This window comes from Bacillus sp. cl95 (genome assembly GCF_900115925.1).
Classification (GTDB): domain Bacteria; phylum Bacillota; class Bacilli; order Bacillales; family Cytobacillaceae; genus Neobacillus_A.
The window spans coordinates 53,586-72,633 of record NZ_FOYF01000005.1; the positions used below are offsets into that span (position 1 = coordinate 53,586).

Sequence of the window (19,048 nt, forward strand, 5' to 3'; positions counted from 1 at the left end):
TTTCTCCTCCAATTTATTTATTTACTTTATCCAGCTCGCGTTGAGCTTCTTTCTTCGCTTCTTTCAATGCTTTTTCAGCAGAGATGCCCTCGATTTCAACTTTATCCGCTGCTTTTTCTAAAGCGTCATAGATTTTTCCGCCTGTTGGGTCAACAAATGGTGGTGTTGCTTGTTGTGCCTGTTGAAGCGGTACAGAGATTTGCGGATTTCTTGCAGCGAAATCTTTGTACACTTGTGTTTCCTGAGCTGATTTACGTACTGGAATGTAGCCTGTGTTTACTGACCAGTCTGCTGTTTTATCAGGGCTTGTGAAGAACTTCAGCCATTTGTATGCTGCTTCTTGCTGTTCTTTTGATGCCAATGCTGGAATCGCGCCTACCATTGCTCCTGCATGTGGTGCTGCATCATGTCCTTCCCAGCCTGGCTGCGGGTGTGCCGCAAGAATGTTAAAGTCTAGATCCCCTTGGTCACCACTTGAACCTGTGTATCCTGCTGCTTTCCCTTGCATGACGTCATCAATCGTTTTGTACCAATATTCCCAGCCTTGACCACCGTGGTGAATGCGCATCGATTTTTCGTCATGGATGTTTTTCTTAAAGTAATCCCAAGCTTCTACCCATTCCGAAGAATCGATCAGGACTACTTTGCCGTCTTCACTTAAGTATTTCGCGCCACGGCTAAGTGCCGCATCGATCATGTTATCTGGACCCCACATTGGTTCCCAGCCGTATACTTCATTCGTTTTTAATTGTTTGGCAGCTTCAGCTAATGATTCCCACGTTTTCAATGAATCCTCTGTGATTCCTGCTTTTTCAAATAAATCTTTGTGGTAATAAAGGACTTGCGTTGTTCCGTATAGAGGAATCGCAAATTGTTTGCCGTCAATCTTTCCTTGCTCATAGAAAGCGCTAATGAAATCATCTTGATTAAAGTCTTTATCCGCCTTTATGTACTCATCAAGTGATGCTAATGCTTTTTTCTTTGCAAATGCGTGCATTGGGTCATTTTGAAGCAATACGGCAGCTGGAACTTTTTTAGAAGCAATTGCTGCTTGTAGTTTTTGAGGTGTTTCATCGTAATCCGCTTGTGCGATCCCGATGACTTTTACATCATCTTGGCTGCTATTAAACTCTTTAATTCTCTTTTCAACGAGTTCACCCAGCTTTCCGCCTAGTCCATACCAAAATTCGATTTCAACAGTGCCTTCCTTACTTTTACTAGAACCCGCTTCTGACGAACAACCTGCCATTGTGGAAACAAGTAGAATCAGAATGAGTACATATGAATATAGTTTTTTCATTTTTTATCTCTCCTTTTAAAAATAGGCTGATTTCGTAAACTTTGTTGCCATTTTACAAATAAAAGTAGTGTTGATTTCCACTCCAGGATGCTCGCTTTCCGAGACGAATTATGAAAAATCCCTAAAGCCGGCTTTTTCATGAACAAATTCGTCCACGGGGCGTGCGGTGAGCCTCCTCGGCGCAATTGCGCCTGTGGGGTCTTCACCTGTCACGCTGCTCCCGCAGGACATTGAAGGACTTCCTTGATTAATCCCACGCACGAAGGAAATGCGATAGCATTTTCGAGGAGTCTCACACCTTCCGCTACAATCATCTAAGTATAGAAAACCAACTAATTTCTTTAAAAAAGCCTAAAGATAAGATTGTTACCCTTTTAACCCTTGGTCACTAATACCTGAGATGAGCCATTTTTGCGCGAAGGCAAATAGTAGTAATAGTGGAAGCACGGCAAAGGAACTGGCGGCCATGATGAGGGGCCATTGCATTCCGTAAGCTCCTTCTTGGATGAAGAATTGCCTTAATCCTGTTGTGATGAGGTGTTTATCCTCACTTCGCATGATCAATGCCGGCCAAAGGTAACTATTATAGTTTTGGACAAAGCTGATTAGTGCGAAGGTGATAAATGATGCCTTTGTGTTTGGCAGGATAATTCTCCACAGGATTTGAAAGTGGCTCGCTCCGTCAATCGTGGCCGCCTCGACCAGTTCCCTTGGTACCTGCATGAATGCCTGCCTCAATAGGAATATCCCAAAGACGCTGACCGCGTTCGAGATGATTAATCCCTTGTATGTGTCTAATAGATTTAGGTCCGCAAGTATGACGTAACCTGGAACGTATGTAGCTGCAGCCGGTAGCATGTAGGTCATCAGGATGATGGTGAATAATAGATTCTTCCCTCTGAAACGGAATTGGGAGAAGGCGTACGCAATGAGCGCCGCACTCAAAACTTGATAGAGTACGATAGCGGTCGCCGTAAAGACGCTATTAAAAAAGTATTGTCCGAATGGGGCACTGGACCACGCTTCCGCAAAGTTCCCCCACATTGGTTGCTCTGGCCAAAGGGTCGGTGGGAACTGCCAAATTTCCTCTTTTGTTTTCAAGGCGCTGACCAGCATCCATAGAAAGGGGAAGATCATTCCTAAACTGATGATTCCAAGGCTTATATGCTTGATGATGAGGCCTGGATTTATTTTGATCATGTCTATCCCCTCCTTACTGATAGTGAACCCAGCGACGCGCGAGTAAAAATTGGATTAAGGCCAATATTCCTGTGATGACGATCAAGACAGTTGCAATCGCTGTGGCCTTTCCAATCGCGAATTGCTCAAATGCGGTTTGGTAGTAGAAATACAAAACGGTTCTTGTGCTGCCTGCTGGACCACCTTGTGTGAGTACCTGGATTTGATCGTAGGCTTGCAACGAATCAATCGTCATGATCACTGTTAGGAATAAGGTCGTTGGTGAAATCAATGGCAGCGTAATGTGGACAAATTTTTGGATGGATGATGCCCCGTCAAGTGCTGCCGCTTCATACAGTGTTGTGGGTACTTTTTTCAAAGCGTTCAGGTAAAAAATCATCGACCATCCTAAGCCTTTCCACACGGTCACGATGATGACTGCTGGCATCGCCCAAGCGGTGCTACCTAGCCATTCTGGTGTTGGCAGACTCAACGCACCAAGCAACCAATTGATGACGCCGACTCTTGGTTCAAAAATCCATGACCATACGATTGAGACCGCGACTGTCGGCGTAATCCACGGCGAGAAGATGAGCGTCCGGTAAAAACCCATGCCTTTTCCCTTTTTGCTCAGTGAGAGCGCTAACAATAATCCACCAAACACGCTCGGAAATACGACTCCAATGGCAAAGTACAGTGTATTCCAAAGCACGCCGTAGAAAAGTGGATCCGTTAACAGTTCGACATAGTTCTGCAATCCTACGTACTCGTATTCCGGACTCATATAATCCCAGTTTGTCAGACTGATATAAAATGAATAAATCATCGGATAAATCCAGAAGACTGTAAGAGGAATCAAAGCCGGCAGCAAAAATGCGCAAACGGTCATGATTTTTTTACTTTTACCTAGATTTATATTTTTGCGAGCCTTTGTCGCCGCTGGTTCGACTTTCGCTATGATCGTACTCATCGGAATGGATACCTCCTTTGTCTTGGTGTCTATTTTGACCGTTGATTTGCCTAGTTTGCTCAAGAAATAAACGTTCAAAAAATGAACATTCAAAAATTGAATGTATTCATATGTTAACAACTTTCCAAAATGATGTAAACAAGAAATTTGTCAAAATTTGAATTTTTGAAGAATATATAATCTGAGAAAGGAAGACAGAATTGTTTTCGAGCGTGGAAAAATTCACAAAAAAAAAGACTCAAAAGGTCGTTGTTTAACGACTTTTGAGTCCTCTATTTTTTAATAAAATTCGCCCCAGTAGAAAGCAATAGATCCTTCGATATCATCTGAAACAACTCGCATTTCACCATTGTCAGCTTCACCTGCAGCCCACGCTTCTTGAACTAAATCCGAAATATCCACTCCGTACGGAGCGTCTAAAGCCATTGCAATTCCAGCAAAGAAATCATACTCTGTGCCGTCAGAACCATAAACTAATCCGACTGTAGCATCTCCCAAATACTCACCGTTTTTATAGAAAGTAGCCCAGCCTTCTTCATCATACTCTACAGTCATTTCATCTGAATAGTATTCATTATAACGAGCAACCACTTCATCGATGTTTTGCTTTAGTTCATCAGGAATAGTTGTTTCTATTTCATCAAAAATAGCTACACCATCACTGCCAATAATAATTCCATCGATTTCCGTATCAACAGCCATCACGCCATTTTCATAGAAGAAGTACGTATTCTCACCGATGTCATTCCAGCCAACAAACATTCCATATTCTGCATCTAGGTAGTACCATTTTCCAGAGTACGCAAACCAGCCCGTTTTCATTGAACCGTTCGCGTTGAAGTAGAACCAAGTACCTTCGAGGTTAACCCAGCCAGTCTTCATGACACCTTTTGCATCAAAGTAATATTCTTTGTTAGAAATTGTTGCCCAACCTGTAAGCATCTTACCGTTGCTGCTTAGGTAGTACCATTTGCCGCCAGACGCGATCCAGCCCGTTTTCATTACTCCGTTAGCATCAAGATAGTACCAAGAACCTGAAACCAGCTTCCATCCTGTTGCCATTGAACCGTCTGTGTTTAGGTAATACCACTTTCCGCCTGAAGCAACCCAGCCCGTTTTCATTGTTCCGTTACTATTTAAGAAGTACCACTTGCCGCCAGATTTTACCCAGCCTGTTTTCATGACGCCATTAGCATCTAGGAAGTACCACTGACCTCCCGTATAAAGCCAGCCCGTTTTCTTCACACCATTACTATAGTAGTACCACTTGCCATTGATTGCTTTCCAACCTGTATTGGAAGTTGTTGTAGTAGTTGTTGTAGTTTTGCTTTTTACATATGAGCTGTACTCGCCTGCTGAAACTTCGCAAGGTAGTCCATCATTGTCACGATCAAGGTCGTGTGGATCGTAAGACTTGCTATAACCATTTTTGTACCAGAAATCCATTACTGCTGTTTTGCTTGAGAATTCTCCGCAATCTTTGTCGCCAGCAATCGCTGCTTTTGAAGGCGTTGCGATTGTCAAAATTGCAAAGAGCATTGCTAATGAGAAAAATAACTTTTTCACTTATGTATCCCCCTATTTTTTTACATAATTAACACAACTTATAAAATATAACACTATTATCATAGTAAATAAATAGGTATTTTAGGAAAATAATCAGGACATTTTTACTGATTATTTAGGGTGAGTGGATGGTAGGGTGACTGGCACAAATATAATGCGGTTTACACAAATAAAACACTGATTCCCACGAGTAAACTTTACAGTTACACAAATAGGAATTGAGTGCCCAGATGGTCGGCGTATAAATCGTTCTGATTGGGGTTTATTTTGCACCTTGATTCGAACAGCGAGGTTGTTTTAGTGGTCTTGAGACGAATTTGAGGGCGGGTGTGGTTGGCGGTCTATGTCTGAATTTTGACAGGCGCGAGTAGAATCGGGATTTACCCAAGTAAAACTCTGATTTACACGAGTAAACTGTACAGTTACACGAATAAACCGTACAGTTACACAAATAGAAATTGTGCGTCAAGATGGTAGGCGTATAAATCGTTCTGATTGGCGTTTATTTTGCACCTTGATTCGAACAGCGAGGCTGTTTTAGAGGTCATGAGATGAATTTGAGGGCGGGTGTGGTTGGCGGCCTATGTCTGAATTTTGACAGGCGCGAGTAGAATCGAGATTTACCCAAGTAAAACTCTGATTTACACGAGTAAACTGTACAGTTACACAAATAAACCATACAGTTACACAAATAGAAATTGAGTGCCCAGTTGGTAGGCGTATAAATCGTTCTGATTGGCGTTTATTTTGCACCTCGAATCGGATAGCGAGGTCGTTTTGGAGTTCCTGTGATGGGTTTGAGGTAAGAATATGGGGTATCCTACAAGATGAGACAGCTTTTTTAGGTCGATTACCCTATGTTAATAGTGGCTGGTTCACTGTATTTTAGTAGGAAGAACGCGATCAGGAGGTTTTCGATGAGAAATCTATCAAAATTGCTGTTGCTGCTAGTGTTTCTGATAGGCAGTTCTATGAGTGTGTCGGCCGGCACGACGAATAATGGCTGGGTCGATACAGGCGGCAAGCGTTATTTTTATCAAAATCAGCAGGTTGTTAAAGGCTGGCTCTATTACGAGAATAATTGGTATTACTTTGATCCTAATACGGGTGCAATGAAGACCGGATGGGTGTTCTATAAGGAAAACTGGTACTACTTGAAGAGTGACGGGGCCATGAAAGTCGGCTGGCTTTATGAAAATGGCAAGTGGTATTATCTGACGAAGAGCGGCGCCATGAAGATGGGGTGGCTGCTCGATGAGGGCAAGTGGTATTACTTAAATAGTACTGGCGCCATGCATAAGGGATGGCTGAAATATAAGGATAAATGGTACTTTCTTGCTAACAACGGAGCGATGTTGACGGGTTGGGTGACGTTGGAAAAGCGCTATTACCTCAATAAATCTGGTGTGTGGATTCCGAACACGATTGCAGACGGGTTCAAGACGGTCGGAGATAATCAACAGTTGATTCTCGTGACTTCCGCTGGTTACGGCACGAACCGTGCGACCATTCGTACTTTTCAAAAAAGCGATGGCAAATGGTATCAAGGCATGTCGATCCCAGGCTATATCGGAAAACTGGGCTTTGCCGATGTGATGAGCGAAGGCGGACAGAAATCTCCAAGAGGTAAATATACGATCGGGACGGCGTTTGGGAGATACGACAATCCTGGCACAAAGCTTCCTTATCGAAAAATAACGAGCGATGACGTGTGGGTAGATGATCCGAAGTCTTCCCTCTATAACACTTGGCAGAAAGCTTCACAGAATAATGGCCAGTGGAATAGCGCTGAAAAAATGAACGTCCTTGCTTATAATTACGGTTTTGTGATTAATTACAATACGGTTGAGCGAACTCCTGGCGCTGGTTCGGCGATATTCTTCCATGTGGGTTCAAGTTATACATTGGGTTGTACGGCTGTTTCACAAGCGAATGTGGTGTCGATTATCAAATGGTTGAATCCTGAGCGTAAACCGGTGATTATTCAGTCACCAGAAGCGGAGTTAAGTAAGTATTAAGCAATAAACAAAACAAAACCGACAGCTGATTGCTGTCGGTTTTTATACTGATAAATGGTTATTCACTTGGGTTGCTTTTTTTAAAAATAGCTTGGGATATAACATCACAAACAATAGGAAAATCAACATTGTATAAATATAAGTCCAGTCCGTTGTATGATCAATAATCTTCAAGTCACTCATATTGCCGATCTGACTTTTGAAAAGTGATACGGTATTCCATCCCCAATGACAACCAATGGTGAACCAGAGGGAGCCTGTTGCGGCAAAAGGTATCGCGTAGGTTAAACCCATTAGGAGGAGCATAATCCACTGAGTATACCCTTCATCAATTCTCCAAATATGATTGAATACATAAATAAATGAAGAGATTAAAATCAGAGCTTCCGGTGTTAATTTTTGAGGAAGGTATTTGAAAACATACCCACGCGTTAAGACGTCCTCACTTGCTGATGAGAGAAACGTGATCAAGATGATTCCTAGCAAAGGAAGAATCATTTGATATATGGAGAATGTGCCTTCAAAAGTGATTTTACCTTGAATGACGGAGACAAGAAAACTTCCCCCGTAAAAAAGGACACCTAACAAATAACCTATTAAAAGATTGATAGGGGCATTTTTATGCTTCTGCATCCCAAATACGGTGATTCCTCTTTCTCCGAGCCATTTTGCTACTATTTGTGCTACTACAAAAAAGAGAATGAAACTCCCCAGAATAAATACCGGGTTATTTCCTACTATCTCTGAGGTATGGTAGACAGCGAATAGAATTAGAAAACCTAGAAAAGCTTTTAATCTCATTTTTATACCCACTTATGATTAAGATTTTTATAAAGTACAAGTATTCGACTTAAATGGGTAATTCCCTTTATTTTCTATAATTCGACTTTTATGATTGGAACTGAACATTCAAAGAACTAAACCTGATTACCTCTTTTCGGAAACCCTTTTATTTTGCGCTAAGTTCAAGTGTTATTCGCTTAATTCAAAGCGCCATCCTACGTCGCCAAACTTATGTTATGTTCGCGCGATTTTTTGCGGTGTTTTTGAGATATATGCGGTGTTTTTGAGATATTTGTTATGTTCAGTGAGATATATGCTTACTTCGAAAAACACCACTTGAAAAGGTGGCTGGCACCATTCAAAATTCAAAAGCATTTAGAAATTATGATACAAAAAATGTGCATCAATCCTGCTGGGATCGATGCACCTGGTCTTTAAAAACGGGTTAAATTTCATAGAATCACGATCTATTAGTCTCTGCAACCGCTGTAAAAACTTGCGCCAACAATGATTAATAATATAAACAATACAACGATGAGCACAAAATCGTTGCATCTATTCACTGGAGGGGGATAACAAAAGGCAGGAGCCGCATAGTAAGCAGGTTGAGGAGGCATATTGGCACTTAATACGGGTGCTACGTTTTCGTTTCTAAACATCTAAACACTTCCCTTCGTATCAAAAGAGGTTTACTTTTTTCTGAACATTACATTATACACACATAGACAAAAATGGAGCCCGTCTATGTTGAAAAATCGATAATCGTTTTTTTGTCAGGGTTAGTGTCATGTACAAGGAGTAGCGGGCTAGGACAATTTTCTTAACTTTTTCTTCAAAAATAAATGAAGCCCATCCTAATAAGATGGGCTTCTGGCTTAGATGTAAACATTGAAGTAAGCTAAATACTGGGCATATGCTATGGAACATTGATCATGGTGGATGACCCTGTGTTGCATTTTGTAAGTTTCATTTGTTCGTGGGTAGGCGGATAGGGATAACAGATCTTTAAATAACGGCCTTGTAATTAAGCTTGTTAAGTAGGCTGACGTTTGACTTTCTGGCTTTCTTTTTTCATTCAAAAGTTCAATCATTTCTTTAGGGGTCCTGATGCTAAATCCATGTCCAAAATAGGTTCCATCACCCAAATCAACTACGTTTTGACCTCTCCACCAAAAGGTTTTCGGATTAACATCTGGATTGTTAACATAAAGAACATCTCCAGGTAAAACGTGCTCTCCATAAAAGGTGTGAATCCTGTAATCAGAGTCTAAATGCCAACTGTATAAAGAGATGTTCCTGAAGTATTGATCAAATTTCGTTTCACCTATCATTTTTAATAACGCATAGTAATAGATGATTATGATTGAGGTGGCACACTCAAAAGTATAAAGGGAACTATTCATAAAAATGTCACGAATCGCATCAGATGGTTTCACATCAAGTCTCAATTGGAATTCCCCGAGTGGAGACATTACCCAGTATTGAGGGTTACCACGCGAATTTTTGAGAATATTAAACTTCGCCTTACTTTTACTCATTTCTATGGAACTATTGATAATATGTTTTCTGAACTTCAGTTCGAATACTAATTCAGCGAGGGTTTGATACGAATAAATGACCTTTGCTTCTTGCATGCGCTTAATAATGACGCTCTCGATACTGTCAGACTTCCAAAGGTCCTTTTTTTCGAAAGGCTTCCCAGATATTTGTATCATTTGGTTCCCTCCAATTTATTGATGTTATTATTTATATTTCAATCTCGTGAAAAATAGCTGAAATCTTGCGAAAAACAGTTGGAATCTTGCGAAAGTTGGTAGGAATCTTGCGAAAATCGCACTCTTTCTTGCAAAACCACTTTTACTCCTGCTCCCTGCCATCCTCAAATCAAACAGAAACCCTTTTCCTTGTGTCTACTGCCCTATTTTTAGGTATAATAGAGGAATATGGATTTTTCTTGAAGGGTGGTTCAGAGAATGGGAACGGGGCCTGGAGATTATGAGGAACGGATGAAGGATGCGGCGTTGAAGCTACAGGCTTTGCTGGATCCGACGATAGAAGATGAAGCGAGTCGCGTACAGAAGGGCTTGATGCTGTACCGTCAGAGTCAGGTGTACCAAATGGTTATCGAAGAGGACGGGATTTCTGCTTCGGTTCAGGATGTGACGCCGGTTCGCGTATTTATAGATTTGGACGAAATGGAACATAGTGGCTGTACGTGCCCAGCAGAAGGAATTTGCCGACATCAGGTGGCGGTTTTCTTTGCTGCGTACTCGAAAAAGAGTAGCGTTGGCGATTGGCTCGATCAATGGCGCAAGCCGCTCAAAGAACAGAATATCGCTTCGATGCTCGGTTTGCAGCGTGCGAAGGATTTGATCAAGACGAACGGTACACTCGCACCCGATTACGATCGTTGGGTTGCTTCCTTTGAAGAAAGCTTCGATTTCATTTTGAAATCAAAGACGCACGTCAATCCCTACATCGTGCCGGAGCTTTATCAAGTGTACATAAGGAAAATCAGAGTTGATGCTCCGATTGAACAGGAATGGCGCATGCTTTACGACTTGATTTCTACGGTTGTTTCTTTCCGCAAGCTTGCCGAATTGAGCGAGGAAATGGGACACACGGAAGACATGGCCCAGCGCTATTACGGACATCTATTTCAACGCGGCTTGGAAGAAGCTGAAATACATATCCGCCGCTTAGGCGTTCAGACATTGCCGTTTGCTTTTGACAACTTCCTGCCAAGGTTGAAGGATGATGCTTTCTCTTTGTTGACGGCATGCCGGACGCTACCATACGAACGCATTTATTTATACCGATTGCTTTGGACGAAGTTATTTAAGAATCGCCCTTGGCGTGAAGAAGAATCGGCTAGAATTCGCGATTTCCTTCAGGAGCAAGAGGACGGTGGAGATACCACTGCCCTGCTTATCTCGCAAATACACATAAATGTACTGCTCCAAGAGGATGAATTGGCCATCAGTGTGGCAGATTCCATAGAGAACAAAACGATCGTCCCTTACCTTCCCTACTGGATCGATTTATTGACAGAACAAAAGGAATGGACGCGCGTTGCCCTTTACATAGACCTGCTTATGGCAAAAATAAAAGCTTATTTCAGTGTGTTGCATTCGTATGCAGCTTCCGAATTCACAAGGATTGCATTGCGTTCCATCGCACCTTATTTTAAGGAAAATGGCCGAACGGATATGTATGAAAAAGCGCTTGTTCAGACGCTTCCGTACAGCTATCGGGAATACGAATACTTCCTATTTGACCAGCAGCAATACGAAAAATGGGGCGAACTCAATGCTTTCATCGGCTTCCAGCTTTCAGAGATGCCGAAAGATCGCTTGAAGGTCGTTGAAAAGGAACAGCCGCAAGTTGTTTTGGCGCTATACCATCAATCGGTCCAAAGCCATCTCGACATGAAAAACAGGCAGAGCTACAAAGCGGCTGTTCGCCATTTGAAGAAGTTGCGCACCCTTTATAAAAAGTTAAAACAACAGGATGAGTGGCAGGTCTTTTTCGACCGCCTTCTCGAAAAAACTAAACGTCTTCGCGCTTTTCATGAAGAATGCAGAAGGAGCAAGTTAATCGATGCTTAGGACGAGATACATCAAAATCGTGACCGAAAAACTGAATGATGGACGCTTTAGCGTTTCTGCTGTTGATGAGCATGACGAATCTTTAAGCGTCGCAGTCTGGAAAAACCTGCTTTTCTCCGGACACGACGAAAGCTATTTCGGGACCTTCATTGAAAAAAATACCACGGATTCCGTCATCCTTGATGCCTGGGAACTTCTTACCCTGTTTGCACGCGAGCGGTTCAACCAGTTTGTAGATTGGGACTGGGCGGAAGAAGCAGAGATTTGCTTTACGGCTGCGCCTGCCCTTCACGAGGCGATTATGGAGAGAGACTGGCTTCCTGATTTTAGTGCGCTTGAAGAAGGTGTATTCAAGTGGCAGCTGCCCGACCGCGTAAAATCGGAATTTGATGTGTCGTTTTGGGAGCAGCCGCTCGCTTCAGAGAACGTGAGCGAATTTATGAGCGGGTGGTTTTCGAATGCTCTCGATGCCTTTTTGACCAATGATAAAGAAATGAAGGATATGTTCGGGGCGAAGCTGGCGTTGCTTCGCGAGCATGGTATTGCGGGCGCGGATTTGGCGCGCTTTTTTACGGAGGAGAGCTGGCTTGAGTGGGTTGGCTTGAAGGAGAGCCCTGTGCCGTTTACGGTTGGTTTGCGTTTGGATGAGCCGATTGATGGTGAGGGTGATTGGATTCTTGAGATTGCGGTGCGTGATAAGAAGGATCCGGATGGTTTGTATAGTGTGGTAGATTCTCGTTTGCCGAAGGCTTGGCTTCCGTTTATGGATCGGGTTGGTGAGGAGCAGCTGCGCTGGATTCGCTTGATTCCTTGGCTTGAGGAGGATGGCGCTTTGAAGTCGACGCTGACGGAGGAGGAAGCATGGCTGTTTCTGACGGAGGCGAGTGAGACTTTGCTTGCGCTTGGCGTGGAGATTCTCCTTCCTTCTTGGTGGCAGGCGATTAAGAACGCGAATTTGAAGGTAAAGGCTTCGTTGAAAGGAACGTCTAGTCATCGTCCGTCTTTCGTTGGTTTGCAGGCGATGCTGGACTTCAATTGGCGCTTTTCGATGAATGGCGTGGATTTGTCGGAGGAGGATTTCCAAAAGCTTGTCGGGGAAAAACGCCGACTTGTGTATGTGCGCGGCCGCTGGGTGAAGTTGGATCCGAATTTTATCCGCCAAATTCAAGGGTTAATGAAGCAGGCAGAAAAAGAAGGCTTACACGTGCGCGATTTGCTTGAGCAGGAGTTGCAGGAGCACGACGAAGAAGAGGACGATTTGGAAAATCCTAAGGCGTTTGCGCGCATTCAGATTGAGCTGAATCGTCATTGGAAGCAGATGATCAAGCAGCTTTCGGAGATCAAGGAAGTCCCGTTGCTGCCGACCCCGAGCTTGCTTCAAGGTGAGCTCCGCCCTTACCAGCAATTCGGGATGAGCTGGCTGTTGTTTTTGCGACAGCATCATTTCGGGGCTGTTTTGGCGGATGATATGGGTCTAGGTAAGACTGTACAGTTGATTTCGTATTTGCTGGCGGTTCATGAGCAGGAAGGTCCTGGTGCGGAGGTTGTTCTTGATGGTGAGGCGTCTCCAGCTGGTCCTGCACTTATCATCTGTCCGACGTCCGTGCTTGGCAACTGGCAGAAAGAGCTCGAGCGCTTCGCACCTAATTTGCGCGTGTACTTGCATTACGGTTCGAACCGCTTGAAGGAAGAGGCTTTTGCCGAGTGTGTTCGCGGTTCGGATGTTGTGTTGACGTCATATGGATTGAGCCATCTCGATGCCACAGAGTTTGAAGGGTTCACGTGGAGCTCGATTGCGATTGATGAGGCGCAAAATATCAAGAATGCTCAAACGAAGCAGTCGCGGGCGGTTCGCCGTTTAAAAGGGCGTCATGCGATCGCGTTGACGGGGACGCCGATGGAAAACCGATTGAGCGAGCTTTGGTCGATTTTTGATTTTACGAATCACGGCTATTTGGGCAGTCTTGGCCAATTCCAGAAACGTTTTGTCATTCCGATTGAGAAGGAAGAGAAGAAGGAAAAGGTTCAGGAGCTTCAGAGCTTGATTCGACCGTTCTTGTTGCGCCGTACGAAGCGCGATGAGGAAGTCGCGCTGAATCTGCCAGATAAACAGGAGCAGAAGGAATATTGTCCGCTGACGGCTGAGCAGGCTTCACTTTATGAGCAGCTGGTCCGCGATACGTTTGAAGAGATTGAGAAGCTGAGCGGTTTTGAGCGCAAAGGCTTGATCCTCCAGATGTTGAGCAGGCTGAAGCAGCTTTGTAACCACCCTGCCCTTTACTTGAAGGAAAAAGCAGCGGCGAAGAACTTGCTTGACCGCTCGACGAAGCTCGAGAAGTTATCGGAACTTGTTGAGGCGTTGATTGAGAACGGTGAAAGTTGCCTTATTTTCACGCAATATATTGAAATGGGCGAAATGATTAAGCGTTTGATGAAGGAGAAATTCAAAGTCGATGTTCCGTTTTTGAATGGAAGTGTTCCGAAGGCGCAGCGCGATAATATGATAGATCGATTCCAAAATCGCGAGTTCCCTGTGTTCCTGCTTTCGTTGAAGGCTGGCGGAACGGGATTGAACTTAACGGCGGCGAATCATGTTATTCACTATGACCGCTGGTGGAATCCAGCCGTTGAGAATCAAGCGACTGACCGTGCCCACAGGATTGGGCAACAGCGCTTCGTGCACGTGCATAAGCTAATCTGTACGGGTACGCTCGAGGAAAAAATCGATGCGATGTTGGAGAAAAAGCAGCATCTCAATGATCAAATTATCCAAAGCGAAAACTGGATCACCGAGCTTTCGACGGACGATCTGCACGATTTGGTGAAGTTGACTTAAATATTGTGTTAGAGAACAAGCCACTTTTCGAGTGGCTTGTTTTTTTATAAAAATGATTGGTCGATTGGGATGGAAAACACGTCTTTCAGGCCTGCTTTTCCTTTTATTGTGACTGATAGCGCACGTGTTTCAGGCATGCGGGTGATCCACTTAAGTTCAATGAGTTTTTCTAAAATGGCATTCCCGAGTGCACCGCCTAGGTGATGTCGTCGCTCACTCCAATCTAGGCACTTGTGACAGAACGATCGCCTTTTCTTCCTTGTTTCCGGAATGTCGATTTGGAAATCTTCAAAGAAGAGTTCCCCTTCCTTTGTAAGTGAATATTCATTTGGATGATCACAAAGAATTCCTTTTTCCAATAGTGCTTCGGTGATTTTCACTCCTAAGCTTCCTGCTATATGGTCATAGCACGTTCTTGCCTGTCGGATGGCTGAATCATCCCGTGATTGTTTGAAAGACTTAATCGTAGATTGTGGTGAGATGACTAATAAAGATTCCAGTGTTGTGGCAATTTCCTGGTTGGGAATGCCAAAATAACGGTGCCTTCCTTGCTTTTCTACTGTAATCAGTTCTTGTTCTAATAGTTTGTTTAAGTGGTAGCTGATGGTTTGAGGAGTAATTCCTATTTTTGAGGACAATTCCGTTGCAGTATGATATCTGCCGTCTAGTAAAACGGTCAAGATTCCTGCTCGGGAAACATCGGCAATCGATGAAGCTACTCTTGCTACATTTGGGTTTATGGACATGCTTCAACTCTCCTTTTCGGTGTAATCCATATTTCGATGATAATGGAAGTGTTAATATTTTACAATCATAATGAAGCTAACTTAAAGGAGAGAGAAACTGATGTATACACATAAACCTGTAGCAAAATCTGTAGGGATTCAACCTAAAATTATGTATTATGGCACACCTGTGATTCTATTGAATACGCTTAATGAGGATGGGACGACGAATATTAGCCCTCTCTCGTCTTCATGGTGTTTAGGAGAGTACTTAATCTTGGGGATTGGGGTTGGCGGAAAGGCATTTGAAAATTTGCAAAGGACCGGTGAATGTGTAATCAATATTCCCAATCCTGATTTATGGGAAAACGTTGAGAGGTTAGCACCGTTTACAGGCAAGAAAGAGGTTCCCGATTATAAAAGACAACTAGGCTATACTTTTAAAAAAGATAAGTTTTCAGCATGTGGGCTGACTCCTATTTCTTCTATAAAGGTGGAGCCAGATAGAATCGAACAATGCCCGATTCAGATAGAAGCAGTTGTAAAAAACATGACTGTCCCCTCTTACTCTGATGATTTTGCCATTGTTGAAACGCAAAAAGTCATGATTCATGCACATGAAGATATCATTTGCGGCAATCACGTGAACCCTCAGAAATGGAGTCCTTTGATTTATAATTTCAGACACTACTTCGGGTTAGGCTGTGAATTAGGCAAGACATTTCGATCCGAAACATAAATGGGGAATGGTCTGAGAGTGCTCTTAGATTTAGGAGAAAAAACTCTATGTGCATCACACTTTTATTTAGAGCTGATGGTAGGGGTACAAGGGCTGTTGTACCCTACAATTTTGCCCTCCATTTGATTTACAAATTGTCTTATAAAAAATGCTCGGAATTAATGCTGAAATTGGATATATATGTTAAGTTTAAATAAAGTTTTTGAACATAGTTATTTTTTACTAGATAACAAAACAAAAATATATTGGAGTTAGTTTTTTAAGTGTATAATCTTCTAAGGGAAGGTAATTTATGGAAAATAATAATCGATATACAAGACATTACGATTTAGACTGGGTAAAGGTATTGGCTACCTTTATTGTGTTCCTTTATCATTGTTCAATGTTCTTTAATTCATTTGATTGGCATATCAAAAACGACATGATTAATAAAACATATATAGAGTTTTTTTCTCTTTTAGTGGGAAATTGGATCATGCCTATATTTTTTCTAATCTCAGGAATTGCTACATTTCACGCTCTTAAAAAAAGAAATGCTCAAAGTTTTATGAAAGAAAGGCTTTTACGACTAGGATTGCCTTTACTTCTAGGAATCTTTCTATTATCACCGCCTCAAGTGTATATTGAAAGAATAACGAACAATCAATTTGAAGGTTCATTCCTACAATTCTTTCCTCATTATTTTGATGGATTTTATTTAGAAATGGGCGGAACAGGTAACTTCGCATTTTTTGGACATCATCTTTGGTATTTATTGGAGTTATTACTTTTTTCAATGATCACACTTCCTTTTTTTCTGATGATTAAAAATAATGCGGGACGGGATGTTTTTGGATACTTTCATTATCTATTAATGCCTATCCCTTTAGTGGCAGCTGCTTTAACCTCCAATAGTATTGTCAATCTAGCGAGTTGGGGAATTATCTTTTATTTAATTTTATATGTTTATGGTTACTATTTTTTTTCAAGAGTATCTCTAAGGGAATTCGTCCGTAGAATAGGTGTTTTAGCAGGGGTTTTAAGTGTCCTTAGCACAGCTGCTTATATATTCTGGGCTATGTATATTGGGTTTCCGATGAATGTCTCGTTAAATTGGGCTATATTTATGATTCTTCGAGTCATTCTCGTATGGAATACACTCTTCTTTATCCTTTTTCTAGCCGACAAGTACTTTAATTTCTCAAATGCGGCATTAAAATATACAAGTGAAGCATCCATGCCCTTTTATGTGCTTCACCAACCTATTATTATCATCATAGGATTCTTTATCTATAACCAGGAGTGGCCAGTACCGGTGAAAGTGGTATTTTTAGTACCGATTGCATTTACAATAATAATGTTTATCTATCACTTTATTATTCGAAAAGTTAATTTGCTTCGAGTCTTTTTCGGATTAAAAACGGTTGAAAAAATCAACTCTATTACCGAGCAGGGATTAAATAACTCAAAGTAAATGGGATCTAATTCACCTATAGGGGCTTTACGGTAATAACGAACAAAGCCGTTTTCTAATTCTAGAAACTAGTGCGTTAGTTCAACAAGCTACAAAAATGGATATTAAAAATGGCTCTGGTGCACTGAGCCATTTTATATTTAATTGTAAAAACAGATTCAAAAGTCAGTACAAATTAGGCTACAATTTCGGGTTTTGGTGATAGGAAACGGAACCCGTTACTCTTTTGCACCTCCTTTTTATTCGAGCCTCTTTTCTTGTCCATGATAGAGGACTTCTTGTTTGTTTCTTTTTCTAATTTTGCTTTCTTTTGTATCAAAGAGGATATGAAACTTATTTTCGTGTTTTATGATTAAGTTAGATAACATTTTTATGATGGCTTCCGGAGATATGGCTGGATCTGAGCCGCTAATATGTATTTGTTTTTGGTGAAAATCTAATTGAATATTATTTAGGAATGTTTTGTTGCAATAAATGAGTGACATTTTATCGTGTTTTGGCAGCGGAATGATTTGATATCGTGAAGATACTGAAACGGAACTGGATAAATGAAAAGCATCGTATATACTGACGGATTCCTTTACTTCAATTTCATTGTTATGTTTTTCGCCGATAAAAATTATCGCGTTTTTGCGATTGAGCACTTTTCTCTTCTTCAAATTGTTTCCCCCAAAATATGATTTCACACAACATTATTCGACTATAACTTTATGTTTCCTTTTACCTAGAAAAAAAAAGTGAAGGCTGAAGCGAAATGTGTGACATTTTTGTCCACAATTTTCCCGTTATGTTTCCAAAACGCAAAGAAGACCGCTCGAATTCGAATTCGACGGTCTTCTTTTATCATCAGGGGGGTTTTTATCATTTTGTCCTTCATTATCGCTTTTATACCCATCTGACAAAAAAGATACCGGCAAAGAGGTACCGGTTAACGGGAGGGACTTGCGGGGAATTCTTTGAACGTCTCTCATTGAAGCTTTGCCATATGGGAGGACACTTCTCAAAAATTCTCGCTATCGCTGTGAAGTTAAATACTGATATTGAAACGGTTTTGTTTTGAAGAGTTCTGGGAGCACTGGCTCGTGGTGAGGAAGAATGTTTTTGCGTTTTCAGGCGGTTTCGCAGGTAGTTCCATTTCGTGGAGGATCCATTCAAGCTGGTTGATGCGTTTGTGGAGGTTACTGACTTGTTCATTTGTCTTTCCGACCATTTTGATCAGACTTCCAAGCAGTTGTTCTAAGTTTTTGGCGGGGTCATTGTTACATTCCAAGCGGCATCGCCTCCCGTTGTAGAGGTGGAGGTGTCAGCACTTCTTCTTTTGGAGGGGCAGGTTTTTTATCAAGGAAACGGACAGATTCTGCAACGACTTCCGTGACATACACTCTTTTCCCATCGTTATTTTCATAATTACGCGTTTGAATGCGGCCTGTAATGCCGATGACTGCACCCTTGCGGCAATATTGAGCTGTATTTTCAGCCGCTTTTCGCCAAAGTGTACATTGAACGAAATCAGTTTCAATATCACCATTATGGTTCTTGTAATGGCGGTTCACAGCTAACGTAATGTTCGCAACCGGCGTCCCTTCTGTTGTCATCTTCAGTTCGGGATCACGCGTAATTCTTCCCACAATCGTAACTTGATTGATCATATTTTCTCTCCTCTCATTTGATGCCTCCATCATAGCGCTGCGTGTTAGCCTTGTAAAATGCCGACTATGGTTTTTTTGAACTCACATTTTGTTGAAAATGGGTTTTTCTCTTGCTAGAAAATCACATTTTTAGTACCATTCCTGAATTGATTTTTCAAAAAGAGGACGGTTTTCATTTATTTTTCGACATGTGAAAAGTTTCTGTCGCTTCCGCTTGTATGC

At 42.0% G+C, this 19,048-nt stretch carries 16 protein-coding genes; 5 read left to right on the forward strand and 11 right to left on the reverse strand.

Annotated features, from left to right (window positions below):
- Positions 1-13: 13 nt before the first annotated feature.
- The 4 genes from BMZ31_RS14235 to BMZ31_RS14250 all read right to left on the reverse strand — a co-directional run bounded on the left by BMZ31_RS14235 (position 14) and on the right by BMZ31_RS14250 (position 5,015).
- Entirely contained in the window at positions 14-1,249 is a 1,236-nt protein-coding gene (locus BMZ31_RS14235; RefSeq protein ID WP_254778868.1) for an ABC transporter substrate-binding protein, read from the reverse strand.
- Between the two features lie 417 nt (positions 1,250-1,666).
- The gene (locus tag BMZ31_RS14240; RefSeq protein WP_254778833.1) at positions 1,667-2,401 is read right to left on the reverse strand and encodes a carbohydrate ABC transporter permease; all 735 of its coding nucleotides are present in this window, start codon (positions 2,399-2,401) and stop codon (positions 1,667-1,669) included.
- Positions 2,402-2,513: 112 nt separating this feature from the next.
- On the reverse strand, positions 2,514-3,368 hold the full coding sequence (locus BMZ31_RS14245) for a carbohydrate ABC transporter permease (RefSeq protein ID WP_217642755.1): 855 nt from the start codon (positions 3,366-3,368) through the stop codon (positions 2,514-2,516).
- Positions 3,369-3,728: 360 nt separating this feature from the next.
- The gene (locus BMZ31_RS14250; RefSeq protein ID WP_090832560.1) at positions 3,729-5,015 is read right to left on the reverse strand and encodes an excalibur calcium-binding domain-containing protein; all 1,287 of its coding nucleotides are present in this window, start codon (positions 5,013-5,015) and stop codon (positions 3,729-3,731) included.
- Between the two features lie 917 nt (positions 5,016-5,932).
- On the opposite strand from BMZ31_RS14250, the gene BMZ31_RS14255 reads away from it, so the two are divergent.
- A complete protein-coding gene (locus BMZ31_RS14255) occupies positions 5,933-7,033 on the forward strand; it encodes a L,D-transpeptidase family protein (RefSeq protein ID WP_175478130.1) in 1,101 nt (366 codons plus the stop codon).
- A gap of 42 nt (positions 7,034-7,075) precedes the next feature.
- Here BMZ31_RS14255 and BMZ31_RS14260 read toward each other — a convergent pair whose 3' ends face one another.
- The 3 genes from BMZ31_RS14260 to BMZ31_RS14270 all read right to left on the reverse strand — a co-directional run bounded on the left by BMZ31_RS14260 (position 7,076) and on the right by BMZ31_RS14270 (position 9,531).
- A complete protein-coding gene (locus tag BMZ31_RS14260) occupies positions 7,076-7,834 on the reverse strand; it encodes a CPBP family intramembrane glutamic endopeptidase (protein WP_090832564.1) in 759 nt (252 codons plus the stop codon).
- Positions 7,835-8,286: 452 nt separating this feature from the next.
- The gene (locus BMZ31_RS20090; RefSeq protein WP_139205964.1) at positions 8,287-8,379 is read right to left on the reverse strand and encodes a YjcZ family sporulation protein; all 93 of its coding nucleotides are present in this window, start codon (positions 8,377-8,379) and stop codon (positions 8,287-8,289) included.
- 312 nt (positions 8,380-8,691) lie between these two features.
- Positions 8,692-9,531, reverse strand: coding sequence for a protein-glutamine gamma-glutamyltransferase (locus tag BMZ31_RS14270; protein WP_090832567.1), 840 nt, complete (start codon positions 9,529-9,531; stop codon positions 8,692-8,694).
- Positions 9,532-9,903: 372 nt separating this feature from the next.
- On the opposite strand from BMZ31_RS14270, the gene BMZ31_RS14275 reads away from it, so the two are divergent.
- Together BMZ31_RS14275 and BMZ31_RS14280 are read left to right on the forward strand one after the other, a co-directional pair.
- Complete coding sequence (locus BMZ31_RS14275) at positions 9,904-11,424, forward strand: SWIM zinc finger family protein (protein ID WP_254778834.1); 1,521 nt, start codon at positions 9,904-9,906, stop codon at positions 11,422-11,424.
- Positions 11,417-14,260 (forward strand): DEAD/DEAH box helicase, encoded by a 2,844-nt coding sequence (locus tag BMZ31_RS14280; protein ID WP_090832568.1) that lies wholly within the window; start codon positions 11,417-11,419, stop codon positions 14,258-14,260. Before BMZ31_RS14275 ends, BMZ31_RS14280 begins: the two co-directional genes overlap by 8 nt.
- A 44-nt stretch (positions 14,261-14,304) precedes the next feature.
- Here BMZ31_RS14280 and BMZ31_RS14285 read toward each other — a convergent pair whose 3' ends face one another.
- On the reverse strand, positions 14,305-15,006 hold the full coding sequence (locus BMZ31_RS14285; protein WP_090832570.1) for an ArsR/SmtB family transcription factor: 702 nt from the start codon (positions 15,004-15,006) through the stop codon (positions 14,305-14,307).
- A 100-nt stretch (positions 15,007-15,106) separates the two neighbouring features.
- Between BMZ31_RS14285 and BMZ31_RS14290 the strand changes: the two genes are divergently transcribed.
- Together BMZ31_RS14290 and BMZ31_RS14295 are read left to right on the forward strand one after the other, a co-directional pair.
- Positions 15,107-15,724 carry a flavin reductase family protein gene (locus tag BMZ31_RS14290; RefSeq protein ID WP_090832572.1) on the forward strand — a complete coding sequence of 206 codons (618 nt, stop codon included), beginning with the start codon at positions 15,107-15,109 and terminating at the stop codon, positions 15,722-15,724.
- Positions 15,725-16,016: 292 nt separating this feature from the next.
- The gene (locus tag BMZ31_RS14295; RefSeq protein WP_090832574.1) at positions 16,017-17,177 is read left to right on the forward strand and encodes an acyltransferase family protein; all 1,161 of its coding nucleotides are present in this window, start codon (positions 16,017-16,019) and stop codon (positions 17,175-17,177) included.
- A 239-nt stretch (positions 17,178-17,416) separates the two neighbouring features.
- Here the strand turns inward: BMZ31_RS14295 and BMZ31_RS14300 are convergent, their stop codons facing one another.
- From BMZ31_RS14300 to ssb, 3 genes are all read right to left on the reverse strand, one after another.
- Entirely contained in the window at positions 17,417-17,836 is a 420-nt protein-coding gene (locus tag BMZ31_RS14300) for a hypothetical protein (RefSeq protein WP_090832575.1), read from the reverse strand.
- A 368-nt stretch (positions 17,837-18,204) separates the two neighbouring features.
- Positions 18,205-18,447, reverse strand: a complete 243-nt coding sequence (locus tag BMZ31_RS14305) for a hypothetical protein (RefSeq protein WP_090832578.1) — start codon at positions 18,445-18,447, stop codon at positions 18,205-18,207.
- A complete protein-coding gene (gene ssb / locus BMZ31_RS14310) occupies positions 18,437-18,826 on the reverse strand; it encodes a single-stranded DNA-binding protein (RefSeq protein ID WP_090832580.1) in 390 nt (129 codons plus the stop codon). The genes BMZ31_RS14305 and ssb overlap by 11 nt, the downstream gene beginning before the upstream one ends.
- Positions 18,827-19,048 lie beyond the last annotated feature (222 nt).

Excerpts from the sequence above, each read along its gene's own strand:
- BMZ31_RS14245 (WP_217642755.1), bottom strand. The coding sequence starts at position 3,368 with ATGACCGTTTGCGCATTTTTGCTGCCGGCTTTGATTCCTCTTACAGTC.
- BMZ31_RS14290 (WP_090832572.1), top strand. The coding sequence starts at position 15,107 with ATGTATACACATAAACCTGTAGCAAAATCTGTAGGGATTCAACCTAAA.
- BMZ31_RS14235 (WP_254778868.1), bottom strand. The coding sequence starts at position 1,249 with ATGGCAGGTTGTTCGTCAGAAGCGGGTTCTAGTAAAAGTAAGGAAGGC.
- BMZ31_RS14270 (WP_090832567.1), bottom strand. The coding sequence starts at position 9,531 with ATGATACAAATATCTGGGAAGCCTTTCGAAAAAAAGGACCTTTGGAAG.
- ssb (WP_090832580.1), bottom strand. The coding sequence starts at position 18,826 with ATGATCAATCAAGTTACGATTGTGGGAAGAATTACGCGTGATCCCGAA.
- BMZ31_RS14295 (WP_090832574.1), top strand. The coding sequence starts at position 16,017 with ATGGAAAATAATAATCGATATACAAGACATTACGATTTAGACTGGGTA.
- BMZ31_RS14280 (WP_090832568.1), top strand. The coding sequence starts at position 11,417 with ATGCTTAGGACGAGATACATCAAAATCGTGACCGAAAAACTGAATGAT.
- BMZ31_RS14285 (WP_090832570.1), bottom strand. The coding sequence starts at position 15,006 with ATGTCCATAAACCCAAATGTAGCAAGAGTAGCTTCATCGATTGCCGAT.
- BMZ31_RS14260 (WP_090832564.1), bottom strand. The coding sequence starts at position 7,834 with ATGAGATTAAAAGCTTTTCTAGGTTTTCTAATTCTATTCGCTGTCTAC.
- BMZ31_RS14255 (WP_175478130.1), top strand. The coding sequence starts at position 5,933 with ATGAGAAATCTATCAAAATTGCTGTTGCTGCTAGTGTTTCTGATAGGC.
- BMZ31_RS14275 (WP_254778834.1), top strand. The coding sequence starts at position 9,904 with ATGCTGTACCGTCAGAGTCAGGTGTACCAAATGGTTATCGAAGAGGAC.